19 protein-coding genes, 2 other RNA genes and 1 pseudogene are annotated in these 21,386 nt (G+C 66.3%); 6 read left to right on the top strand and 16 right to left on the bottom strand.

Annotated elements, in window-relative coordinates; translation table 11 throughout:
* Positions 1 to 4: 4 nt before the first annotated feature.
* The gene (tssK, locus tag XcodCFBP4690_RS09215; protein ID WP_104540664.1) at positions 5 to 1,339 is read right to left on the bottom strand and encodes a type VI secretion system baseplate subunit TssK; all 1,335 of its coding nucleotides are present in this window, start codon (positions 1,337 to 1,339) and stop codon (positions 5 to 7) included.
* 458 nt (positions 1,340 to 1,797) lie between these two features.
* On the opposite strand from tssK, the gene XcodCFBP4690_RS09210 reads away from it, so the two are divergent.
* A complete protein-coding gene (locus XcodCFBP4690_RS09210) occupies positions 1,798 to 2,187 on the top strand; it encodes a hypothetical protein (protein ID WP_104540663.1) in 390 nt (129 codons plus the stop codon).
* A gap of 23 nt (positions 2,188 to 2,210) precedes the next feature.
* On the opposite strand, the gene XcodCFBP4690_RS09205 is transcribed toward XcodCFBP4690_RS09210, so the two are convergent.
* Positions 2,211 to 3,110, bottom strand: coding sequence for an oxidoreductase (locus XcodCFBP4690_RS09205; RefSeq protein WP_104540662.1), 900 nt, complete (start codon positions 3,108 to 3,110; stop codon positions 2,211 to 2,213).
* A gap of 231 nt (positions 3,111 to 3,341) precedes the next feature.
* Here XcodCFBP4690_RS09205 and XcodCFBP4690_RS09200 point away from each other — a divergent pair, with 231 nt between their 5' ends.
* Positions 3,342 to 4,223, top strand: a complete 882-nt coding sequence (locus XcodCFBP4690_RS09200) for a LysR family transcriptional regulator (protein ID WP_104540739.1) — start codon at positions 3,342 to 3,344, stop codon at positions 4,221 to 4,223.
* 43 nt (positions 4,224 to 4,266) lie between these two features.
* A non-coding RNA gene (locus XcodCFBP4690_RS09195) (sX9 sRNA) lies at positions 4,267 to 4,343 on the top strand.
* A 40-nt stretch (positions 4,344 to 4,383) separates the two neighbouring features.
* Here XcodCFBP4690_RS09195 and tagH read toward each other — a convergent pair.
* The 7 genes from tagH to ecfK form a co-directional block, all read right to left on the bottom strand.
* Positions 4,384 to 5,901, bottom strand: a complete 1,518-nt coding sequence (tagH, locus tag XcodCFBP4690_RS09190) for a type VI secretion system-associated FHA domain protein TagH (RefSeq protein WP_410049697.1) — start codon at positions 5,899 to 5,901, stop codon at positions 4,384 to 4,386.
* Between the two features lie 371 nt (positions 5,902 to 6,272).
* A complete protein-coding gene (locus XcodCFBP4690_RS09180) occupies positions 6,273 to 6,821 on the bottom strand; it encodes a DUF6931 family protein (protein WP_104540660.1) in 549 nt (182 codons plus the stop codon).
* Entirely contained in the window at positions 6,818 to 8,782 is a 1,965-nt protein-coding gene (gene tssI, locus XcodCFBP4690_RS09175; RefSeq protein ID WP_104540738.1) for a type VI secretion system tip protein TssI/VgrG, read from the bottom strand. Before tssI ends, XcodCFBP4690_RS09180 begins: the two co-directional genes overlap by 4 nt.
* 150 nt (positions 8,783 to 8,932) lie before the next feature.
* Entirely contained in the window at positions 8,933 to 10,264 is a 1,332-nt protein-coding gene (locus XcodCFBP4690_RS09170; protein WP_104540659.1) for a tetratricopeptide repeat protein, read from the bottom strand.
* 204 nt (positions 10,265 to 10,468) lie between these two features.
* The gene (locus XcodCFBP4690_RS09165) at positions 10,469 to 10,756 is read right to left on the bottom strand and encodes a PAAR domain-containing protein (RefSeq protein ID WP_029218002.1); all 288 of its coding nucleotides are present in this window, start codon (positions 10,754 to 10,756) and stop codon (positions 10,469 to 10,471) included.
* A gap of 70 nt (positions 10,757 to 10,826) precedes the next feature.
* Entirely contained in the window at positions 10,827 to 13,355 is a 2,529-nt protein-coding gene (locus XcodCFBP4690_RS09160) for a serine/threonine-protein kinase (protein ID WP_104540658.1), read from the bottom strand.
* Positions 13,334 to 13,873, bottom strand: a complete 540-nt coding sequence (gene ecfK / locus XcodCFBP4690_RS09155) for an ECF-type sigma factor EcfK (protein WP_104540657.1) — start codon at positions 13,871 to 13,873, stop codon at positions 13,334 to 13,336. Before ecfK ends, XcodCFBP4690_RS09160 begins: the two co-directional genes overlap by 22 nt.
* A 139-nt stretch (positions 13,874 to 14,012) precedes the next feature.
* Here ecfK and XcodCFBP4690_RS09150 point away from each other — a divergent pair.
* Positions 14,013 to 14,088, top strand: a non-coding RNA gene (locus XcodCFBP4690_RS09150) — sX9 sRNA.
* A 119-nt stretch (positions 14,089 to 14,207) separates the two neighbouring features.
* Here the strand turns inward: XcodCFBP4690_RS09150 and XcodCFBP4690_RS09145 are convergent.
* From XcodCFBP4690_RS09145 to XcodCFBP4690_RS09125, 5 genes are all read right to left on the bottom strand, one after another.
* On the bottom strand, positions 14,208 to 14,942 hold the full coding sequence (locus tag XcodCFBP4690_RS09145) for a ThuA domain-containing protein (protein ID WP_104540656.1): 735 nt from the start codon (positions 14,940 to 14,942) through the stop codon (positions 14,208 to 14,210).
* Positions 14,943 to 15,370: 428 nt separating this feature from the next.
* Positions 15,371 to 16,105, bottom strand: coding sequence for a hypothetical protein (locus XcodCFBP4690_RS09140; RefSeq protein WP_104540655.1), 735 nt, complete (start codon positions 16,103 to 16,105; stop codon positions 15,371 to 15,373).
* Between the two features lie 60 nt (positions 16,106 to 16,165).
* Complete coding sequence (locus XcodCFBP4690_RS09135) at positions 16,166 to 16,825, bottom strand: CPBP family intramembrane glutamic endopeptidase (protein WP_104540654.1); 660 nt, start codon at positions 16,823 to 16,825, stop codon at positions 16,166 to 16,168.
* 51 nt (positions 16,826 to 16,876) lie between these two features.
* Complete coding sequence (locus tag XcodCFBP4690_RS09130; RefSeq protein WP_104540737.1) at positions 16,877 to 17,266, bottom strand: DUF4124 domain-containing protein; 390 nt, start codon at positions 17,264 to 17,266, stop codon at positions 16,877 to 16,879.
* A gap of 417 nt (positions 17,267 to 17,683) precedes the next feature.
* Positions 17,684 to 18,577, bottom strand: coding sequence for a hypothetical protein (locus XcodCFBP4690_RS09125; protein WP_104540653.1), 894 nt, complete (start codon positions 18,575 to 18,577; stop codon positions 17,684 to 17,686).
* Between the two features lie 355 nt (positions 18,578 to 18,932).
* On the opposite strand from XcodCFBP4690_RS09125, the gene XcodCFBP4690_RS09120 reads away from it, so the two are divergent.
* Together XcodCFBP4690_RS09120 and XcodCFBP4690_RS09115 are read left to right on the top strand one after the other, a co-directional pair.
* A complete protein-coding gene (locus tag XcodCFBP4690_RS09120) occupies positions 18,933 to 19,169 on the top strand; it encodes a hypothetical protein (RefSeq protein ID WP_104540652.1) in 237 nt (78 codons plus the stop codon).
* Positions 19,170 to 19,440: 271 nt separating this feature from the next.
* A pseudogene (locus tag XcodCFBP4690_RS09115) lies at positions 19,441 to 19,566 on the top strand (IS4 family transposase); the annotation flags it as partial.
* Between the two features lie 22 nt (positions 19,567 to 19,588).
* On the opposite strand, the gene XcodCFBP4690_RS09110 reads toward XcodCFBP4690_RS09115, so the two are convergent.
* Positions 19,589 to 20,602 (bottom strand): LirA/MavJ family T4SS effector, encoded by a 1,014-nt coding sequence (locus XcodCFBP4690_RS09110; RefSeq protein ID WP_104540651.1) that lies wholly within the window; start codon positions 20,600 to 20,602, stop codon positions 19,589 to 19,591.
* A 13-nt stretch (positions 20,603 to 20,615) separates the two neighbouring features.
* On the bottom strand, positions 20,616 to 21,386 hold a 771-nt coding region (locus XcodCFBP4690_RS09105), incomplete at its 5' end, for an AAA family ATPase (RefSeq protein WP_167394540.1).

Here is a 21,386-nt window from a genome sequence, read left to right as displayed (position 1 = left end):
GCGCTCAGCTCCGGATCGCCCACAGTTGCAACTCCAGCCCGGCGAACTCACTACCGAAGTGGAACGCGATGCCGCCGGAGGTTTTCAAGCTGCGCCATAGCGCGGCGCTCTTGTCGAACTCGAAGTACAGGTATCCGGCGTGGTAGGGAATCTGCCGCGGCGCCACCGGCATCGGGTTGGCCACGATGCCCGGCAACTGCAGGTTGACCAGATCGCGGATCTGCTCCACCGGGCCGATCTTGGCGTGCGCCGGCAGCAGCCGGCGCAATTCTTCGCTGGGCATCTGCGCCTTGGCGGCCAGCACGAAGGCGGCGCTGTCCAGCAGCGTGGGGTCCGGCACCATCGCCACCCACACGCCGAACTTGCGCGCCTGCATCGGCAACGGCGTGGCGGTCTGTTCGAGTACCGCGCTCAGGCTGCTGCGCAATGCGCCGATCAGCGGCTCGAAGCTGTCCTGCTGCGCCTCATGCCGGTACACCGGCGATGCCGGCGGGCGCTTGCCGGGCGCGGTGAAGGTGCTCAATTCGCCGGCCAGCGCCAGCAAGGCGCGGAACAGGTCTTCCGGATGCGCCACCGGTGCGGCGGCCCAGTGCGCGATCTGCGGTTGCCAACGATTGACCAGCTGCAGCAGCAGGAAATCGGCGATGTCGGCCGCGCCGCCGCGATCGGTGAGGGTCACCCGCGCGGCCAGGGCTTCGCCGCGCTGGTGCAGCAGCCCGAGCAGTTCGGTCAGGAAGGTGGTCAGCCGCGGCGCGGCCTGGCACACCATCGCGCTGGGAATGAAGTGCGGGTCCAGCACCACCTGGCGATCGGCACGCGTTTCGATGATGCGCGCCACCGCGATGCGGTCCAGCCCTTCCAGTGGCTGCGATTGCGGCAGCAGCCGCGTGCTCAGGCCGCCGACTTCCATCAGCACGGCCTCGGAGGTGCTGCCGGAGGCATCGCCGCTTTCGGTCTCGCGCACGCGGTAGCGGAAAAGCTGATCGGCCGGCGATTCTGGGCGCCCCAGCTCCGGCTGCGCCGGCACCTTCAGCGGCAGGGTGAGATAGACGATCTGGTCGCGGCAGTTAGGCTCCACCTCCATGGCCACCGGCAACGGATCGTCGCCCGGCATCGCGAATGGCGTGCCATCGGCAAACACCCCGCGCGCGCGGCGCAGCCCCAGCTTGCCCACTGCCAGCAGATCGGTTTCCCATTCCAGTTCGCTCACGCCCCAGGCGTGCGGCCGCAGCCGCGCCGCACGCAGATCGACATAGCGCTCCAGATAGCGCTCCTGCTGCTGCAGATGCTGCGGGCGCAGAAACAACCCCTCGCTCCACACGACCTTGTTGTTGTGCATGATCCACCTGCGGTGAGAAAGACGGCCGCCGCGTAAGGCCTTGGCGCCCCGCCACGCTGTCGCTGGCAGTGCATGTCAGCTCCGGCACGCGTGCCGACGGGCCGAGCTGATGGACGGATCTTGCGCCGCAGCCAAGCACCCAACCCGACAGAATGTCTCAGCCTCCAGGCGGCGGAATATCGCTGCCAAACGGCGTTGGTGGCGCAGCGCCGCTGCTGGTGGATCGCGCATGTGGAGGCCCTGCGCCAACACAGGACCTGTGCGCGGCGGCGCGTCACCGCACTCGCCGATGCCGCCCCCAGTGCTGCGACGGACTGGCGCTTGCCGATGTCGCGAGCGCTACATGCAAGTAGAGAGGATCGGCACGAAACCGAAGCGGCGAATGCCGCGCGGCATCCAGTTGGATGCACACCAGGGGCGTCTTTCGCAAAGGCAGAACGCCCACGCAATGGCATCGCATGGGCGCTCGGAGCCGATGGTGCCGTGGCTGGCTCGCAGCGCTGATCTGCAGGACTGCTGGCAAGCTGCCGCATCTGCCGCACCTAGCAACCCGCGACGGCACGCTGGACGTCGACCTGGGTCGGGCCGGCAAGCATTCGCTGCACAAGGAAGTTGCGCTCATCGCCAAGCAATTGAAGAACGCGAGCGCCGTAACGCAGGGGTGTGCGATGCGGCTGATGCAGCAGTATCGCGATCGTCGCGATGTCTTCGCGCTGAGCTGGAACGCGTGCCGATCTCCCGACCGCCGTTATCGGCCCGCACTGCCCTGCGATCGTCGGGATGGGCACATCCCCAGGCGTGGGCGATGCGCGCCGCCCGGCATGGATGGCGCGCTCGTCTTCCAGTGACTGCAACCGCTAGCCGAGTGGGATCATTGGTGAGCGTCGTGACCCGAGCGGGCCTGAGCAGCGATCCCATCCAGCGTTGCAAGCTGGTCTGCGGACAGCACCAGCTCGCAGGCGGCGAAATTCTCGGCCAGATGCGCCGGCGAGGACGTGCCGGCGATCACCAGCAGGTTGGGAGAGCGCTGCAACAACCACGCCAGCGCCACCTGCCGCGGCGTAGCGCCCACCGCGCTGGCGACGTCGGAGAGTACGTCCGACTGCAACGGCGAAAAACCGCCGAGCGGGAAGAACGGCACATAGGCGATGCCGTGCTGGGCGAGCGCGTCGATGAAGGCGTCGTCGTCGCGCTTGACCAGGTTGTAGTGGTTTTGCACGCATACGATCCTGGCCAGCGACTGCGCCTGCTCCAGCTGTCGCGCCGTCACGTTGCTCAAGCCGATATGGCGCACCAGGCCTTCGCGCTGCAACTCGGCCAGGCAGGCCACCGGCTCGGCGATCGCGCTGTCGTCGGTGTCGGCCAGCGCGCCCAGCCGCAGGTTGACCACATCCAGCGCTTCCAGACCCAGGCTCGTCAGGTTGGCGTGCACCTGCTGCCGGAGGCTGTCCGGCGACAGATCGCTATGCCAGGAACCGTCGCTGCCGCGGCCGATGCCGATCTTGGTGACGATCACCACATCGTCGCGGTAGGGATGCAGCGCTTCGCGAATGAGCGCATTGGAGACATGCGGGCCATAGAACTCGGCGGTGTCGATATGGTTGGCGCCCAGTGCAACGGCCTGGCGCAGGACCGCCAGCGCGCCGGCCTTGTCGCGCGGCGGTCCCCACACGTGGGGACCGGGAAGCTGCATGGTGCCGTAGCCCATGCGCCTGAGCTGCAGGGTGGTGTCGGGCAGGGTGAAGGTGCCACCGAGTCGAGTGTCGGTCATGGGATGTCCTTGGGTTGGTGGGCGGAGCGGCGTCTGCGATCGGGTTGAAGCGGCCGCTGCGGAACGGCGCACGCGCATCGGGGACACGCTGTGCTACGCGGCGCCTGCGGCTGGAAACGCTTCACTTCGGTAGTGCTGCCGCAATCTACGGCTGCGACCTCTGTGCGACAATCGGGTACAAATCGAACGGGCCGTCCGGATTTCCGAACAATGAGCAATCGCCTGGGCGACATGGAGGCGTTCGTGCGGGTCGCGCGCGCCGGCGGGTTTCGGGAAGCGGCCAGGAGCGCGGGCCAGAGCGCATCCAACGTGAGCGATGCGATCAAGCGCATGGAGGCCTGGCTGGGCGTACGCCTGTTCAACCGCACCACGCGCAGCGTGGTGCTGACCGATGCGGGCAAGGCGCTGCTGGCCCGCATCGAGCCGGCATTGCTCGAGCTGGAGGGCGCCAAGGACGTGGTGAGCGCGTTTCGCGACACGCCGGCCGGAACGCTGCGCCTCAACGTGCCGGTCAGTGCGGCACGGCTGGTGTTGCCGCGCATCCTGCCGCCGTTCCTGGCGGCCTATCCGGACATCACCGTCGAAGTGCTGACCGAAGAGAGCTTCGTCGACGTGATCGCCGCCGGGTGCGATGCGGGAATCCGCTACGGCGAGCGGCTGCAGCAGGACATGGTGGCGATCCCGATCGGCCCGCGTGTGCAGCGCAGCGCAACGGCGGCATCTCCCGGCTACCTGGATCGGCGTGGCCGGCCCACCCACCCGCGCGAGCTGATCGACCACGATTGCATCCGTGGTCGTTTTCCCAGCGGCGCGATTGCCGAGTGGGAGTTCGAACGCAAGGGGGAGATCGTCACCATCCTTCCGCGTGGGCAACTGCTGGTGGAGATCGGCGGGGGCCTCGACCTTGCGATCCAATCGGCGATCGCCGGAAACGGGGTCATTTACCTGTTCGAGCAATGGCTTGCGCCGCACCTGGCATCGGGCGCGCTCGAACCGGTGCTGCGCCCCTGGTGGCAGCCCTTCCCCGGCCCCTATCTGTATTACCCCAACCGCAATCTCACCCCGCCTGCGCTGCGGGCGTTCATCGAGTTCGTCAAGCAGCTGCCTGACTGAGAGCAGCCAGCAAGACTATTGCGGGCCGGTGCTCGGAATCGGCATGTGCCGCTCCTGCACTGCGCTTCCTCCGCGCGGTCCGCCGCCCACCTGACGACCGCTCGCTACGGTCTGGTAGCCGCTCCAAGCCCTGCGCCGCTGCGATCGCAACGCGGCCGTGTCATCCCTGCGATTCGCGCACCGCAGGCTGGCGCCGTGCCGACTTCAGCCGTGCCAGCTGCGCCTCGTAGGCGCGGGCGAACTCGTCGCCGAACAGGCGACGGAAGCAGTCGTCCGGATCGCCGCGCAGCTGTTCGAAGTTATCGCGATAGCGCTCCCAATAGCGCCCCTTGCCGCCGAAGCTCAAACGCTTGCCGCCGGCGTCGGCTTCCTGTTCCAGCCGGTCCGGGCTGAAGTGGAACAGCATCGCGTCGAAGGCCGCGCGCATGCCGGCCAGCATCGCCATCTGGTGGCAGCGGATATCGTCGAAGGCGTCCTCGAATGCCGGCACGCCGGACAGGAACGCGGGGCTGGGCGGGGCCAGCAATTTCTGCAGGGCGTCCTCGGCGGTGGCGGCGAACTTGAGCGGGTTGTTCTCCGACCGCTGGATCACCGTGACCGGCAGGCGGAAGGTGTTCTTGATCTGCGCGCGTGCGCGCAGCACGTCCATCACCCCATCCACCACGATGGCGAAGATGCGATCCAGCTCCGCTGGCAGCTGCAGCATTCCGGCGGGCGCGTTGCCAGGCGTTTGCTTGGCCGCAGAGACTGCAGCGGCAGCGGCCTGTACTGCCTGCGCTGCCGTGGAGGCGGCCGGTGCGAAGTCGCCGAGGGTCATGTCCCAGTTTTCCGGCAGGGTGGCGCGTGCGTCGCCGCTGGCGGGCGGGCGGAAGTGGTCGTGGCTGGCGCTGCTGTGATTCCACGCGCCGGGTACCACGCTGGGCGCCGGGGCGGGTATGGGGTCGAGCAGGCGCAAGGGGTCCAGCTCCCGCGGCGCGCTGCCTGAGAGCAAGCCTTCCAGGGAATCGTCGGTGGCCTTGCGCTGCGCCGAGGGTGCACCGAAATCCAGCAGATCCAATGGGCTCTCGGGCGGTGCAGCGCGCAGCGGGGAGGGCGCCGGCGCCACCTGGGTACGGTCGTCCATGGCCTCCAGCAGCGGGGCGAAGGCCGGTGTCGCCTCGGCTCCGACAGCCAGCGGTTGCACCTGCACCTGGATCTCGAAGCTGTCCAGCTGCAGGCGGTCGCCATCGCTCAGGGCGCACGGGTCGGAGCGGGTCAAGGCCGCACCATTGAGCGACATGCCGTTGGTGCTGCGGTCCTCGATGAAGTACATGCCGTTGAGAAAACGCACCACCGCATGCGTGCGCGACACGCCCGGTGCCGCCAGCACCCAGTCGCTCTCGTCCGAGCGCCCGATGCTGCCGCCAGTGCCGGCGAACCGCTTCTGCGCATTGGGTCCGAACTGTGCGGCATGCGCGCCGCCAACGGTGAGGATCAACTGCGAACTGGACACGACACGAGCTCCTGCAAATGATGATCGATCTTCAGAAAAAAACGTGGTGCGGCTGACAGAAGGTAGCGAGCGGCTGCGCAGTGGCTTTTTGTTAGCCGCCTTGGGGTCACCTTGATAGTCCCAAACCGCGTTGGTCGAGTGCGCGGTGCCCTCACCGCTCGCGGGACACGCCGTTAACCCGTCCATGGGGACCGTTGGCGGCATCCATGCCGCCAACGGTCCCGCAAGCGGCAAGGACACCGCACCAGACAGTCCGCTGGCTGTTTTATTGCAAACCAGACACGCCGACCATCTCCAATGGCCCTTGCCCGCCCACCGGCGCGGGACCTTGAGCGGCATGGATGCCGCGCCAGAGCCTCCAAGGAAGGATCCACGGCGTGTCCCGCGCCGGTGGGCGGGCAAGGGCCCTGCAACCCAACCACAGACCCACTGCCCTGCAGCCAATGCAATCATGGCGCCCAAGCCCCACGACAACCCAGATTTCACGCTGTTGAAGTGGCTGGAGAACATTGCGCACACCGGATCGTTCGCTTTGCTGCAATGACCAACAAGCGATCTCATGGCGCGCACACACTGGTGAGCAACTCCAACGCATGCGCGGCATACCCGCTGCGACGCGCAGCCAGTGCGGCAGGCTGGCGCGCGGCCAGCAAGGTGATGCCCGCCGCCACCGCCCGTGCGGTCAGGTGCTCGGCCGGCGGGACCGCGGTGCTCTGCTGGGGCGGCGCCAGGCTGCCACCGGACCAGGCCACCGCCGCCGCCAGCCACGCACCCAGGGACACATAGCCACCGGCATGCGCAAACGCCTGCGCCGCGCGGCGATGCGCTTCGCTGGGGTCGCGCACCCATTTTTCCGCCAGCGCGGCACCGGCGCGATCTTCCTCGTCCAGCGCTTCGCCGCGCACGCACTGGCACAGCCAGGCCACCGCGTAGCGCTTGGGCAGCAGGCGCGCGAGCAGCTTGATCGCATCCTCGTCGTGGCCATGCGCCAGCAGGGCGCGCACCGCCGCCTGCGGCGCCATGGGCGTGGCCAGCTGCGCACGCGCCGGCGCGGAGACCTGCATGTCCGCACACGCCTGCGCCAGCGAGAGCATGGGCGCGCTCATCCGATCATGATCAGGCCGCCACCGACCTGCACCAGGGCATCGGCCTTGATGCTGACCAGCGGGCCCTTGAGCGTGGCCGAGGCGCCGGCTTCGGCGCTGAGCATGCCACCGGAGGACAGTTTCAGCGTGGCATCGCCGGCCACTTCTGTGGCGGGCGATTTGGCCTGCAGCTGCGCATTGGCGATCAGCTTAATGGCGGTGGAGGTGGTCTTGGCTTCGGACGTGGCATCGACGAGGATCTTGACGCCGCTGAGCACGATGTCGCCGTTTTGCTTCATCACCAGCCGCGCACTGCCGGTCACCAGCTCGATCTCCTCGCCGGCCTGCAGCAGCAGTTTCTTGCCGACATCCACGCTGTCGTTGTTGTCGATGCGCGCCTTGCGGTCATGCTTGACCGTGAGCACCTGATCGTTGTCCACCGTGGCGGTATGGTCGTGCTGCACCGCTTCGCACAGGTCACGCTGTGCGCGCAGGTAGACCTCTTCCGCGCCGGCCTTGTCGTCGAAGCGCAGCTCGTTGAAATCCGCGCTGCCGCCGAGCAGGCTGCGGCTGCGCACGCCGCTTTGGGTCTTGTTGTCCGGCAGCGCGAACGGCAGCGCGTGATCGGCGTTGTACACGCTGCCGACGATCAGCGGGCGGTCCGGGTCGCCTTCCAGGAAGCTCACCACCACCTCCTGCCCCACCCGCGGCAGGCTCATCGCGCCCCAGCCCTTGCCCGCCCACATCGAGGCCACCCGCACCCAGCACGACGGTGCGCCATGCGCGCGTGCGGAGCCGGACCAGTGAAAGGTCACCTGCACACGGCCGCGCGCGTCCACCACGATGTCTTCGTCGGTGTCGCCGGTGACCACCGCGGTCTGCAGGCCGGCGATGCTGGGCGTGGGCGTGCGCGCCACGCTGCGAAACGGCAGCCGGCTTTCCATCACCTGCACTGTGCTGGAAAACGGTGGCGCGTCGGCATGCCCGGGCGCTGCCAGCGTGGTCTGTGCCGAGAGCACCAGATACTCCTGATTGAGCTCGCTGCGCGGATGGCCGTGCAGGGTGAACAACGCCCCCACCATCAGCCCGCAGGCATTGGTGGTGGCCTGGTGGCTGGCGCGTTGCACGTTGTGCGCCTCGGTGCGGACCTGCGCATAGCGGCTGCCATCGGCCTGCAGCGCATGCGGGCCGGGGTAATCGAATGCGGCCAGGCCATCCACCGGGTGCAGACCGGCGCCGCTGGCATCGAACTCGGCTGCCAGCGAGGCGCGTGGTTGCTGCGGGTCGTAATCGGTGACCGCATGCTGGGTGGAATGCAGCGCGCGGGCGTTACGCCAGCGGCTCACCACCGAACGCAGGATGCGCCGGTCTTCCAGCTCCGGCGGCACGTACGGCAGGCTGTCCACGCCATTGCGCTGCGCATGCGCGCCCAGCGCGTCGCACAACACCATGGTGTGCGCATTGCGGCCATGGGTGAAGTAGTAATAGATGCCTTCCTGCTCCAGCAGCCGGCTGATGAAGCTGAAATCGTCTTCGCGGTATTGCACGCAGTAGGTGCGCTTGGGGTACTGCGTGCTCAGTTGCTGCTGCACATCGCTGTAGCCGATCTCGCCCAACACGCTGGACACGATCTCCGGCACGCTCAGGTCCTGGTAGATGCGGCAATCGCGCCGCTGGGTGAGCAGCCAGGGCCGCGGCACCAGGTGCAGCTCCAGCACCGTGTAGGCGATCGCATCGACGACGGTGACGCCAGCCTGCGCGCAGCTGGCCACGATGCCGTGGTACCAGCGTTGCTCGCCATTGTCGTCGGCCAGTTGGACGGCCACCGGCGTGGCGAGCAGTGCACCCAGGTTGGGCTGCGCGTCCGTGCACAGGGCGTCGATGCGGTAGTCGAACAGCTGCCCCAAGGCCTCGTGCGCCTGCATGCGGTGCAGCCGCAGGCGCTCGCCAAGGTCGGAGTGCAGCGTGATGGTGCGCGGCATCGAAGCATCCACAGGTGGGTAGGCAACGCGGGGTGCGCCGGCCGGCAGTGCGCAATCGCCGGCCTGCACGCACCGCTGCGTGCCGGTCACGGGCCATCACTGCCAGGGCGATGCTCCCATGCAGGCAGCGGGCAAAGCCGACATTTCGTCTCAGCGCTGCGCAGGCGTGCGCGCCGTCACGACCCATCCGTGCACGGGCTGGCCACGCTCGCTGCGCAGCACATCCAGCGTGATCACCACCGGCTGCAGACCGGCGCTGTGCAGGGCGGCCGACACATGCGCATGGCTGTGCTGATAGCGGCCGCTGGCATCCAGGTCGACCCGATCGCTGTCTGCGTCCAGCGCCTCGACGGTGAAGCCAAGCACGCCGCCAGGCCGCAAGGCGGCAGCCGCCGCTGCCAGCACCGTTTGCAGCGCGCCGAAGTACACCAGCGTGTCTGCGCAGGCCACCACGTCCCAGCGGGCAGGCGTCGCCTGCAGGTAGGCGGTGAGCTCGGCCACCTCCAGCGCATCGTAGCCGCCGCGCTGATGCGCCTTGGCCAGCATGCCCGGCGACAGGTCCACACCCACCAGCTGGTGCGCATATGGCCGCAGCAAGGGCGCGCACAGCCCGGTGCCGCAGCCGGCATCCAGGATGCTCAACGCGGCGCCCGGCGCGGGCAGGCATGCCGCCAGCGCCTCGGTCAGGCGCTGCGGCGCGCGGTAGTCCAGGTTGTGCAGCAGTTGTTCGTCGAAGCTGTCGGCAAAGCCATCGAACAGCTCGCGCACATAGCTGTCCCCGGCACGTGGCGGGGCGGCGGCGCCACCGCAGGCCGCGAGCATGTGCGCGGCCACCGCATTGCCCGGTTCGCGCGCCAGCCATGCGCGGTAGACCGCCTGCGCCTGCACGTGCTCGCCCAGCAGATAGAGCCCGGTGCCCAGCGCCTCGCGCGCCGGCAGATGCTCCGGTGCCAGGGTGCAGGCCTGCTGCAGGCACTCCACCGACTGCTGCAGGTGCTCGGCGGCCTGCGCGTTGTTGCGCAGGAACAGCCCCATCAAATAGTGCGCCTGTGCCGACTCCGGATAGGTATGCAACAGCGCCGCGTAGGTGACGAAGGCTTCTTCGGGGCGCCGCTGCGCTTCCAGCACCGCGGCCAGATTGGCCAGTGCATCGGCATGGGCAGGCGCCAGCGTCAGCGCGCGGCGATAGCACTGTTCGGCATCGCTCAGGCGTCCGCATTCGCGGTGGATATTGCCCAGGTTGTTGCAGGCATCCGGCTGGGCGGGATCCAGCGCCAGCGCCTGGGTGATCGAGGCCACGGCCGCGGCGCTGTGCCCGCGCTGATGCAGCAGCACACCGTGGAAATGCTGTGCGCCCACGTGCGCAGGCTGTGCATCCAGTACCTGCCTGTACAACTGCGCGGCGCGGTCGAACTGGCCGCTGCGGTGCGCATCGATGGCGTGTTGCAAGGTCTCCGGCTGCAGGCGGGTAGCGGTTTGCATCGGGGCTCTCCAAAGGGGCGGCAAGATGACGAAGGAGTACTGCGGCGCGGATGCATGTTCGACGATGACGCGTTGTGACCGGTCAGCACGTACTGCGCGCCGGCGTTGCGCCTGTTGCGGGCGCTATGCCGCCGCAGCATCGCGGCTGTGGTTTCCACGCACGCCGGGAACGTGCAGCAAGCATCGCCACGCGGCCGTCCGCGCTCAGCCGATCAGCACGGTGAAACAGCCCAGGGTGATCACCCCGCCATGCGCGGTGCTGTCGCCCAGGCGAGCGGCCGGCTGGCCGGCGATCAACACGGTGGGCGCACCGGCCACGATGCTGTCCGGCGGGCCGACGCACACCGCCGCATCGCCGATGCGCGCGGCAGGCAGGCCGCCGATCAGTACCGTGGGCGCACCGGGGCCGAGGATGGGGCCGCCCACGTGCGGCACCACCCCGGTCACCATCGGGCAGACGTGCAGGTCGGTCAGGCGCGCGGCGGGCTGCATGGCAACGCTTCAATGCAATCGGTGGCGGCCACTGTGGCGCGCCTGTTCGCCGCCCACCCGACAATCCGTCTCAGCGCTGCGCCACCACCGAGGTACTGGCTGCGTCGGCGTCGGCGGGCGTCGGCGTTGCCGGTTGCACCTGCGCCAGGGTCTGGCGCGCGGCGCGCAGGGGCTCCTCGGCGTTGCCGAAGATGCCGGTGAGGATCTGCACCGCCTGCTGCGCATGCGCGCGTGCGTCCGCTGTCTGGCCCAGGGTGCGCTCGGCTTCGGACATGCCGCGCAGGATCTCGGCTGTCTGCGGATGCGCACGGCCCAATACCCGCAGCGAGGCCGTCAGTGCGGCGCGCTGTTCGGCCAGCGATTGCGCCGCCTGCCCGGCATCCAGCAACCAGAACGCGTGGTTGCTGCGGAAGGCGATCGTCTCGGGCGCGTCTTCGCCGAACACCGCGCGCGCGCGCTCCAACGCCGCCCGGTAATGCGGACCGGCCTCGGCCACCTTGCCCTGCTGCCGCAATGCACCGGCCAGGTTGCCTTCCACCATCAGCGTGTCGGCGGTGTTGTCGCCATAGAGCTTGCGGTGGATCTGCAGCAGCGGCGCCAGCTCGGCCTCTGCGCCGGCGAAATCGCGCTGCATAAGCAGATACACCGACAGGCTGTTGCGCATCGACAGGACAAACGGATGCTCGGCCCCGTCCAGGGCGATGCGGTCGCGCAACAGGGCGCGCTGCAGGGCGATCGCCGGTGCCAGCTGCCCGACCTCGGCCAGCATCGCGGCGTAGACGTTGCCGGCGTTGATGCGCTGGTCCGCACCCGTGGCAGGGTTGGCCAGCGCCGCCACGTAGGCATGCCGGCTTTCGCTCATGGCCTCGGCGATGCGGCCCTGGTCGCGCAGCGTCCAGGCCAGCCACCCGCGCATGTCGTTGCCCATGGTCTGCTGTTGCGCATCGCCGCGCTGCGCTTGCGCAATGCCCTGGCGCAGCAGCTGCGCGGCTTCCTCGCGCTGGCCGGCGCCGCGCAGCGCCTGGCCCAGCATGGAGGTGGCCTTGAGCGCCGGCAGGCTGCCCTCGCCCGCGCTTTCCCGCGCCAGCCGCTGCGCGGTGCGCAGGTGCTCCACCGCCTGCGGATACTTGGCCAGCGCAATCAGGGTACGGCCCAGTGTCAGTTCGACATCGGTGCGCGCATCGGGCTGGCCGGCCAGCTCGCGTGCGGCGCGCTGCGAGGCCTGCTCCAGCACGCGCAGCATCAAGGTCTTGTCCAGATCCTGCGCCACGCCCGGATCCACGCTGGACAGCACCGAACTCATGAAATCGCCGGTGACGCGGGCGCGTTGCGCATCGCGCGCGGCCTGCTGCAGCGACCACAGCGTGGCGCCCACGCCGCCGATCGAGGCCACGGCCACCAGCCCGGCGGCCAGCGCACCGCTGCGATGGCGTTGGATGAACTTGCACAGCCGCAGCCAGCGGCCGGCCTGCAGGGCGCGCGGCGGGTAGCCGTCGAGCCAGCGGTGCAGATCGTCCAGCAGCGCCGATACCGAGGCATAACGCGCGCCCGGCTCGGCCGCCAGGGCACGCAACACGATCGCATCCAGGCCATCGCGCAGCTGCTGCAGCAACTGCGCAGGCCTGGTGGCACGCGCCGCGCAGATGCGTGCGCGCGCATCGGCCGGCACCGCCGCCACCCGTTGCGAAGGCGGCAGCGGCACGCCATCGCTGCCGGCCACCGGCGCCAGCCCGCAACTCAATTCGTAGAACATCGCGCCCAGCGCATAGATGTCGCTGCGGGCGTCCACCTCCTGCGCGCCGCGCGCCTGCTCCGGGCTCATGTAGCCGGGCGTGCCGCGGCCATGCGCCGAGGTCAGCCCCGGGTTGGCCGCATCGATGGCGATGCCGAAATCGATCACCCCCGGCATCGGCCGCCCGTCGATGTCGCTGACCAGCACATTGCTGGGCTTGAGATCGCGATGGATCACGCCCTTCTGGTGTGCATGCTGCACCGCCTCGCTCACCCGCAGCATCAGCAGCACGCGTGCGTGCAACGACAGCCGGTGTTGGTCGCACCACCAGGTGATGGGCTCGCCGCGCAGGTACTCCATCACCAGGTATGGCCGGCCCTGGGCGTCGGTGCCCACGTCGTGGATCTGCGCGATGGCCGGGTGCACCATCTGCGCCAGCAACCGGCATTCGAATTCGAACAAGGCCCGGCCCTGCGCATCCAGCGCGTCGGCAGCCATCAGCTTGATCGCCACCTCGCGCTCGTAGGCACCATCGGCACGGTGGCCCAGGTACACCTGACCCATGCCGCCGGCGCCGAGCAGGCGGTCGATCGCCCACGCGCCGAAGCGCGTGCCCGCCGGCAGTTCCGGCAGCGGTGCGTGCAAGGCGGCCACGGCCTGCTTCAACGGTGTGCGTATCCGCAAGGTGGCCTGCGATTCCACCGCCAGCATCGCCAGCAATTCATCGCGCAACACGGCATCCTCGCCTGCCTGCGCGCGCGCGAAGGCCTCGCGCTCTGCCGGCGGCAACGCGCAGGCCTGGTGGAACAAGGCCTCCAGCCGTTGCCAGGTGGTGGCGGCCACGCTCACAGTTGCGCCGCCAGCCAGACCCGCGCAAAGCGCAGGTCGCGCTCCAGCGTGGGCACCGACACCTCCAGCTGTTCGGCGGCTTCGGCCACGCTGAAACCCACCAGTTCGGTCAGCGCGAACGCGCGGGCCTTGCGCTCGTCCACCTGCGCCAGCTTGTCGAAGGCATCGGCCACCAGCATCAACGCCTCCGGTCGCGCCGCGCCATCGGACAGGCTGATGGTCAGCGTCACCGCCTGCCCCATCCGCTTGGCGCTGGCCTGCTGGCGCGCCAGGTCCACCAACAGATGCCGCATCTGCAGCGCCGCCACCGCATAGAAGTGGGTGCGCGAGCGGAACGCCTGCTGGCCTTGTTCCAGCCGCAGCCAGGCTTCATGCACCAGATCGGTGGCCTGCAACCCGGCGCGTCCGTCGCGCCGCAGCTCGCGCAAGGCGGTGGCCCGCAGCACCTCATAGACCTGCCGCGCCAATGCATCGCCCGCCCCGGGCTCGTCGCGCTGCCAGGCCTGCAACAACTCGGTGATCGGCAGCTCGGACATCGAGGTCCCTCTCGCCTGCGTGGATGCGCAGTATCCCGCATTGGCGAGCAAGCGGAACAGGCGAGACGTAACGGTTAAGAGCCGCCCGCAGAACGACTGCGCTCACCGCCAGCCGGGCGCGGCCGGTGCTCGGTGCGGCATGTACCGCGCGGACACGCCGGTTCCTCCGCGCCGCCCGCAGCCACCTGACGACCGCGCGCTACGGTTAGGTAGCCGCTCCTGGCTGGCACGCGGCGACCGGCCGGCGGCGGCGTTTGCAGCCAGCTAAACCGTCATGGTCAAAGCGTTACCGATCCCTTTTGATCAGCGCACCCGCCCCATCAGGCCCACGCACCTAGCAGCCACGCTCACGCCCGGCCGCATAGCGCAGGCCCTGCCGCAGCTGGGCCAGGAACTGCGCATTCGCATACACCGCCGCATCGTGGCCCAGCCCGGTGTACCAGGCCCGCCCGCCGTCGAAGGCATGGCACCAGGCGATGGGATGGTCGGCACCCATCGTGCCGCCGGCATACAGCCGCTCGTCCACCGTGGCGATCACCTGCACCTGCCCGCGCGGGTTGCGCCGGTAGTTGTAGATCTCATCGGTGATCGGCCAGCTCTCGCCGACCGCCTGCCCATCGCGCTCAGGCTGCACACGCGTGGACTGCAGCCCCGGCGGATGCCCCTTGAACCAGGCCCCGACCAGCTGCCCGTACCAGGGCCACTGGTAGCCGGTATCGGCGGCCGAATGCACGCCCAGGAAGCCACCACCCCGACGAACGAATCCTTCGAACGCCTGCTGCTGCGCCGGCGCAAGAATCTCCCCGGTGGTGCTGGCGAACGCCACCACGCGGTAGCGCGCCAGGTTGTCGGCAGTGAAGACATCCGCGTCCTCGCTGTGATCGGCCGCCATGCCCTGCTCTGCCGCCAGCTGGCGCAAGGTCGCCACCGCCGTCGGAATCGACTCGTGACGGAACCCGGCGGTCTTGCTGAAGATCAGCATCCGCTCCGGAGCGGACGCGGCAGTGGCGGTGGCGGTGGCGGTGGGGGAGGCAAGCATGCAGATCAGGGCGAGCAGGAGTCTGTGCATGCGTGCATTGTTGCGCGATCTGCGCCTTGTTCAAACAGTGCCTGTCCAGCTCGCGGCCGCAGCGTCAGTGAGCCAAGTGGTGCGCAGTGCAATGAAGCCGACGCCGTGGCACCGATCTGCACTCGGTGCAGGCGTATCGGGAGCGCCGTATCGCATCTCCTGCGAAGCCTGTCCTTGTCGGCTCCGAATGGTGTGTCCCTGGCGTGTCATGAGACATCCAGCTCAAACCGGTGCAAGCCATGCTGATTTCCGCCCAGGCACATAGTGCAAGTCAGTCCATCGATACGGTGCTCAAGCATCCAAGAGGCCCTGAGCACTCCACACGAAACGTCGTTGGACGCAGACACGCAAACGGCTGGATGTCGCGTGACATTCCGCAGGCGATACGCCACTGCTTGCCGGCGCGCAGCGACACGGGCCACTCACGCTCAGCGCTTGGCCGCCTCGCACAGTTTGCGATTGAACCAGGTGGACCTGGCGATGGGCAGATACGCATCCCAGTCGCTGGGCGGGAGCATCGTGCTGTTCTTGTCCAGTTCCGCCTGGAACGAGGCCTCGTCACGGCTGCGACCAGCCATGGTCTGATCCAGCGCCGTCAGGCACTCCTGCGGACGGTTCAAGCGCAACAGGGTGAGCGCGCGGTCGTTGGCGAAACGGTCGCGATCGAGCCAGTTGACGAACCCGCCGCACTCGCCCGCAAACGCCTGCATGCCGGCAAGTGCGTCGGCATAGCGCTTGCTGCGATAGTCCCGCAAATACGCCTCACGTCGTCGGCTGCTGGCCGCTAGGTTGCAGCCGGCCGGCAACTGCAGATAGTCACCTTCGAAACCCGCGCGCATGCCGCAATAGTCGCGACAGCTATCTGGGGTGAGTGCAACGATGCTGAAGCCACCGGCCACCGGCTTGAACGAGAGATTGCAAGGCGCGTCGCTGGCATCGCTCACTTCTGCTTTGTCGCCTTGCAGCGTGCCCTCCAGCGAACAGCTGTGGCCGTTGGCGCCCATGGCGAGAATCTCGAAGTGGCGCGCCCCACCCTTGTCGCTGACCTGCAGGCTGCCCCAGCCGTGCTTGGTGCTGTATTCGCCGGGCGTCGGACCAGCCGCCACCGTGCCGAAGGCCACCAACCCCAGCAGCATCCCGCACCATCCATATCGCCGTGCCATCGCCTCGTCCTATGTTCGACCAAGCGGCAAGTGTGCGACATCGCGGCGACGCCAGGCCAGTCAGGTGTAGACCATCAACCCCAGCAGATCCAGCGCGCCATGCGCCAGGATCGCCGGCCACAGTCGACCTCGCCGGGCCACCCACCAACCCAGGATCAGCCCGAGCATCAAGATGCTGATGGCGCCAATCGGACCCTGGTACAGGTGATACGAGGTGCGGATCGCCACGCTTACATTCACCGCGAAGGCCCGGCCATGCCGCGGCTCCAAGGCGCGGATCACGTAACCGCACACGAATACTTCTTCGAAGATCGGATTGATCAGCGAGATCGCCAGCACGGCCGTGATCGACAGCCGCCCGACGACCATCGCATCGAATGGATTCGTGCTGCTGCCCGAGCTCCAGTTCAATAGCGTCAGTGGATAGGTGACCAACAGGCACACCGCCAGCAAGCCGAGCCCCGCCGCCAAATCGCGCAGCTGCCACTGCAGCCCCAATGACTGCGGCCTCCAGCCGCGGAACCACAGCATTGGCAACAAGATCGCCAGAACGAGCAGTTCGTAGAACACCATGCCCCACAGGCTCGCGTCGGAGAAGACCGGCTCGACGGCATCGCGCGCCACTGCCGAAAGGCTGGACCAGATCGACAGCCCGAAGGCAATCGTCACCACGAGCAACAACTCGCCCCATCTTGCCGAAGCTCCTTCACGTTCTTGCATCGATCTTCCTTGGCATGCCTTGATTGCAGATGCGCGACTCGTACGCCCTTGCTAGCGACAGGCCTGCACGACCGCTCGCTCGACGGCCTGCATGAAATCCACATCGCCACGCATCGTAGTATCGGCACGGGCGCTGTCGCGCACATGGGTGGCGCGCGTACACGCCTCCGGGCTCGGCTGGCGCTCGTAACTGATCAGGCGTAAGCCCAGGTTTGACTCCTGGCCCGTGGCAGACGCCGTGTTCGGGCCTGCCTGCGTCGCCGCAGCCGTTGCGGTCGGGGCTGGCCCGGCTTGCTTGTTCCAGCGCTTCTGCTCGGCGCCGTCGGCGCACGGCGTGGACTGGTAAACCGTTCCCAGCTTTGCATCGCTGCATTTATAGGCCGACTGCGCCGCAGCCGGCAATGTCAGTATGCACATCGCTATCGCAAGACTTATTTTCATTGATGCCTCCCCCCCAACGGCATAGCTTACCGATAGCAGGGAGCGAAGCGTTGTCTCTTGGAGCACGCGTTCTGTTCTTCGGTGGCGAAGATGGGTAAAGCGCGCTGGGCGGCTTGTTACCCACCGGCTTGCACCGCCACAAAACCGGCACCTTGCCAATGGCAGCGCCGAGCGGACGCACGGTGCTCGCTGACCAATGTCGCATGTACCCTTTGTTGCGCCGGAGACAACTCCATCCGGCGATGGAAGTGCAAAGAACTGCAGTTTCCGCCGACGCGCAAGCACAGTGGCCGTAGACGCATCTCTTTGCGGGCATTGAGCGGCTTGTCGGCACCGCAAGTCGCTGTTGTCGACCGATAAGTTAACCTGACCCCCATTACCCCTTGGCCCCATTATTGCAACCGTCGGGACAGCGTATTACGTGAAGTACTGCGTGAGTTGCGACGCGGAATAGCCCAATCGGCCATCGGCACGCCACTGCGCGGTCACGACTATCCCATAGACGCGCGATGCTGAATTTTTGTGCGGGCTGGCCGGAGACAGCCCGAAGTAGCTCTTACTAGCACCCATGTAGTTCGGATGCGCATTGACGAACTGCATTCCCATCGCCGCCACGATCCTCTGTCCCGCTGCGTGCCCGTTTTGGTTCATGCTGTAGAGATGGTTAGCGATCCAGCCTTCCTCCATCTGGCTGTAGCCCGGTGGCACGAAGAGTGAAAAGTTCAACCCCGCGCCTGGGCCCTTTGCCTCCACGATAAGGAAATGAGAAACGCCACCGCCCTGTGGATACTCCCAGATCTGGTCAATGCCGGTGCCCGAGTGCAGATGGTAGCCCCAGATCATGTTGCCGCCGGGGTGACGCTCCAGGACGCAGGTCGCTGCGGCGGCCTCGCCGACGCATTCGGTGATGCGCGTATTGGCCAGCAGTGCGCGCATGTCCTGCGCGATCGCATCGAAGTGCTGGCAAGCCTGTGCGTCGGCTCCCAGGCCAGCGACCTCCTGCTCCAGGCCTTGCCAGATCGCACCGGAATGGATGTCCAGCCAAGCGAACGGCAGAAAAATCTCGTTGTTGGCCCTGACGCCCCAACCGATGGCGTTGTTCAGATCGTCGTGGTAGACGACGTCGCGATGCATGCCGTGCGGCGGCCACGACGTTAGCGGGGGCGCCGCATTGGCCCGCCCGTTAGCCGCATTGATGCGGATGATCTTCGGTCGCTTGGGCTTCTTGGGTGAGATAAACGAATACCGGTCGTATCTGCCGGTCACAGCCGCATAGTCGACCTTTGCTTTACTGCGCAACAACCTTCCCATCGGCACTCTCCCTAGTGAAATGTGGTCTCTGACCGCCCATGCACCCTTGCGTCGGCGTGGCGCGCAGGCGCGGCCAACCGGTTCACCGCCCGCGGCCATGCTCCTCGTTGGCGATTCCGAAGGTGCCCGGAGGAGGCTCGATATAGCTGTGGTAACCGGGTCGTGGAGACGAAGTCAGGTTGACTTCTAAAGTGGCCCTGACCCAGTTCGTCCCGGACAAGTGAACCTGACCCCGCTACCCGGGACGAATATTTAAAGCTTTTCAGTTTTGTCCAGCCGAGCCATTCTGACGACGTCCGTGATCGTGCCGGTCGCCCTTGGGACCTCCGCGCACTTCCGGTTTGGTTAGGCTGTCATGATTTCCTTGGTGGTCGCGGCCAGTCAGGGCCTTGCGCGCCGTCGCTTTTTCCCGTCCCTCTGCGGCAAGCGCGGACTTCTGAACAACCACGCTCTGCTGAGCGACCACCGTTGCACCGATGCATTTACGATGGCGCTGGTCCGATGGATTCACCGGCTTCGTTACCAATCCCAAGGCAGTCTTTTTGCAGACGCTACATACCAAGTCAACCATAAATCACCTCGTGTTTCGTGATTAGATCCTAGAATTGAATGAAATAGCGGGGTCGCACCGGATACACAAATGTTAGTCAAACCATTGCCGTTCACGGCATTCAGCTGCTGGGCCCACAGGTCGCATATCAAGTCCACAAAGCAGCACTTTTTCATGCGACCTAATTAACTCCACACGCTTTGTTAAGGTCGGTCAGACGAGCGGATGGTTGCATTGGCTTGCTCCTCGTAAAATCACGTTCGCGGATAAAGTTAACCTGGCCCGTTGCCCGCCCCCGTTGCCCACGTGCTTCATCAGCCTGAAAGCAGCATCATGTGAGCGCGATCCTTGGCTGATCGTTGCGTCACCGCAACTACATACACCCAGTTCAAAGCAGCTGATCAGCGTGCATGCTCGACGAATGCAGTTTGTTCTGAGCCATCCCCTGTTATTCAAACTCGCTATCCTGGGAACGGACACTGGCTCACCGCGACCATAAGGGCCGAATTGGGAATCAGCTGGCTGTCGTCACGCTCGAATATGATTCCGGTCTTCTTTTCCTTCTGGTCATCCGGCGTCTTCGGTTTTCCGTTGTAGGTCGTGACCAGCCCCCGATAGTTGTTTTTTCCGTCAAAGAACTTCCGCTCGACCCTGACGTTCTCGGAAGTAAGACCTTCTTTCTTGTAGCCACCACCGATTCCGCTTTCCGCCAAGTGCTTTTGATGCGAGTGCTCAACGGTCTGGGTGCCGCCTGTATACGCTGGCGGAGCCCATCTCCTGCGGCCATAGCGCTCTTTGAGTCTCTGCCCCATGAAACCATTAGCTTCCTGTATCCATGCATTGGCGATTGTGGGAGAACGACCACTGTTGGACTGCACGCTGGTTGTCCAATTGACGTTGGTGTCCGGCGCGGGGGGGAAGCAATCGACGAGGAAGTCCCACAGATACTTGTCCTTCCACTCCCCTTCCAGTCCTTTGTAGTCGCAAGCACCGGCGTAGAGCATCGGCGCTTCTTCGTGCATGAACGAGTAAACGATCAGCCACTGGATCGAGTGCGTGAACTCACCATGGGCGCTGGCCACCATGTCCTTCCACATTAACTTTTTCTTGACGAAATTCACGAAGTCCGGCTGATGGGTGAAGCCCGACAGCACCAGATTTATGCCTGTTCCCCAGCCAACGCTGTTGGCCGCTGCGTTAAGGAGGCGACTGGTGATGTTGTACCCCTTCGCTGTGTCGTGATAATTGAACCCTTGTGGCGAATTCGCGAATGCTCCCGCTTCGTTTGCTTTAGCGAATATCTCAGAAAGCCATGAGTCGACCTTGCCCAGGTGTTCGCAGAACTTGTTCTTGTCGGACAGATAGGCGGCGATCTTCGCATACTTCTTGCTTTCCACTGATGGAACGCCAAACTTGTCTTCTATGAATTGCGAAATTGTTCCAGAGTTTAGCTCTCCGATGGACATTTCCGACATGATATTGGTCCTTCTACACTCTGGAGAATGCGTAGGAGAAGTGGCCTTCCCCCGCCCCGACACCGACCTTCCGCACCTGTTGGCCTTCGATTATCTTGGCCAAAAGTTCCCGACTGATCTCCGGCAACATCGAATTGGTCAAAATCGCATCAATCATCCGCCCGCCCGACTCGCTCTCGGTACACCGGCTCACCACCAGCTCAACAACCGAGTCGTCATACTCGAACGGAATCTTGTAGCGCTCCTCGATCCGCTTCTTGATGCGGTTCAACTGCAGCCGCACGATCTGCCCGAGCATGGCGTTGCTCAGCGGGTAGTACGGAATCGCCACCAGGCGCCCGAGCAACGCCGGCGGAAACACCTTCAACAACGGCTCGCGCAAGGCCTTGGCCATGCCCTCGGGATCCGGCATCAGTTCCGGGTCCTTGCACAGGCTGGCGATCAGCTCGGTACCGGCGTTGCTGGTGAGGATGATCAAGGTGTTGCGGAAGTCGATGCGGCGGCCTTCGCCGTCTTCCATCCAGCCCTTGTCGAAGACCTGGAAGAACAGTTCGTGCACGTCGGGGTGGGCTTTTTCCACTTCGTCCAGCAGCACCACCGAGTAGGGCTTGCGTCGTACTGCTTCAGTGAGCACGCCGCCTTCGCCGTAGCCGACGTAGCCCGGCGGCGCGCCCTTGAGCGAGGAGACGGTGTGCGCTTCCTGGTACTCGCTCATGTTGATGGTGATCAGGTTCTGTTCGCCGCCGTACAGCGTTTCGGCCAGGGCGAGTGCGGTTTCGGTCTT

The sequence above is a fragment of the Xanthomonas codiaei genome, assembly GCF_002939785.1.
Taxonomy (GTDB): Bacteria; Pseudomonadota; Gammaproteobacteria; order Xanthomonadales; family Xanthomonadaceae; genus Xanthomonas; species Xanthomonas codiaei.
The sequence above is the reverse complement of the archived record's forward strand: the minus strand, read 5'-3'. Positions and strand labels throughout refer to the sequence as shown.

Excerpts from the sequence above, each read along its gene's own strand:
- tssK (WP_104540664.1), bottom strand. The coding sequence starts at position 1,339 with ATGCACAACAACAAGGTCGTGTGGAGCGAGGGGTTGTTTCTGCGCCCG.
- XcodCFBP4690_RS09210 (WP_104540663.1), top strand. The coding sequence starts at position 1,798 with ATGGGCGCTCGGAGCCGATGGTGCCGTGGCTGGCTCGCAGCGCTGATC.
- XcodCFBP4690_RS09205 (WP_104540662.1), bottom strand. The coding sequence starts at position 3,110 with ATGACCGACACTCGACTCGGTGGCACCTTCACCCTGCCCGACACCACC.
- XcodCFBP4690_RS09200 (WP_104540739.1), top strand. The coding sequence starts at position 3,342 with ATGGAGGCGTTCGTGCGGGTCGCGCGCGCCGGCGGGTTTCGGGAAGCG.
- tagH (WP_410049697.1), bottom strand. The coding sequence starts at position 5,901 with ATGGACGGGTTAACGGCGTGTCCCGCGAGCGGTGAGGGCACCGCGCAC.
- XcodCFBP4690_RS09180 (WP_104540660.1), bottom strand. The coding sequence starts at position 6,821 with ATGAGCGCGCCCATGCTCTCGCTGGCGCAGGCGTGTGCGGACATGCAG.
- tssI (WP_104540738.1), bottom strand. The coding sequence starts at position 8,782 with ATGCCGCGCACCATCACGCTGCACTCCGACCTTGGCGAGCGCCTGCGG.
- XcodCFBP4690_RS09170 (WP_104540659.1), bottom strand. The coding sequence starts at position 10,264 with ATGCAAACCGCTACCCGCCTGCAGCCGGAGACCTTGCAACACGCCATC.
- XcodCFBP4690_RS09165 (WP_029218002.1), bottom strand. The coding sequence starts at position 10,756 with ATGCAGCCCGCCGCGCGCCTGACCGACCTGCACGTCTGCCCGATGGTG.
- ecfK (WP_104540657.1), bottom strand. The coding sequence starts at position 13,873 with ATGTCCGAGCTGCCGATCACCGAGTTGTTGCAGGCCTGGCAGCGCGAC.
- XcodCFBP4690_RS09145 (WP_104540656.1), bottom strand. The coding sequence starts at position 14,942 with ATGCACAGACTCCTGCTCGCCCTGATCTGCATGCTTGCCTCCCCCACC.
- XcodCFBP4690_RS09140 (WP_104540655.1), bottom strand. The coding sequence starts at position 16,105 with ATGGCACGGCGATATGGATGGTGCGGGATGCTGCTGGGGTTGGTGGCC.
- XcodCFBP4690_RS09135 (WP_104540654.1), bottom strand. The coding sequence starts at position 16,825 with ATGCAAGAACGTGAAGGAGCTTCGGCAAGATGGGGCGAGTTGTTGCTC.
- XcodCFBP4690_RS09130 (WP_104540737.1), bottom strand. The coding sequence starts at position 17,266 with ATGAAAATAAGTCTTGCGATAGCGATGTGCATACTGACATTGCCGGCT.
- XcodCFBP4690_RS09125 (WP_104540653.1), bottom strand. The coding sequence starts at position 18,577 with ATGGGAAGGTTGTTGCGCAGTAAAGCAAAGGTCGACTATGCGGCTGTG.
- XcodCFBP4690_RS09120 (WP_104540652.1), top strand. The coding sequence starts at position 18,933 with ATGATTTCCTTGGTGGTCGCGGCCAGTCAGGGCCTTGCGCGCCGTCGC.
- XcodCFBP4690_RS09110 (WP_104540651.1), bottom strand. The coding sequence starts at position 20,602 with ATGTCGGAAATGTCCATCGGAGAGCTAAACTCTGGAACAATTTCGCAA.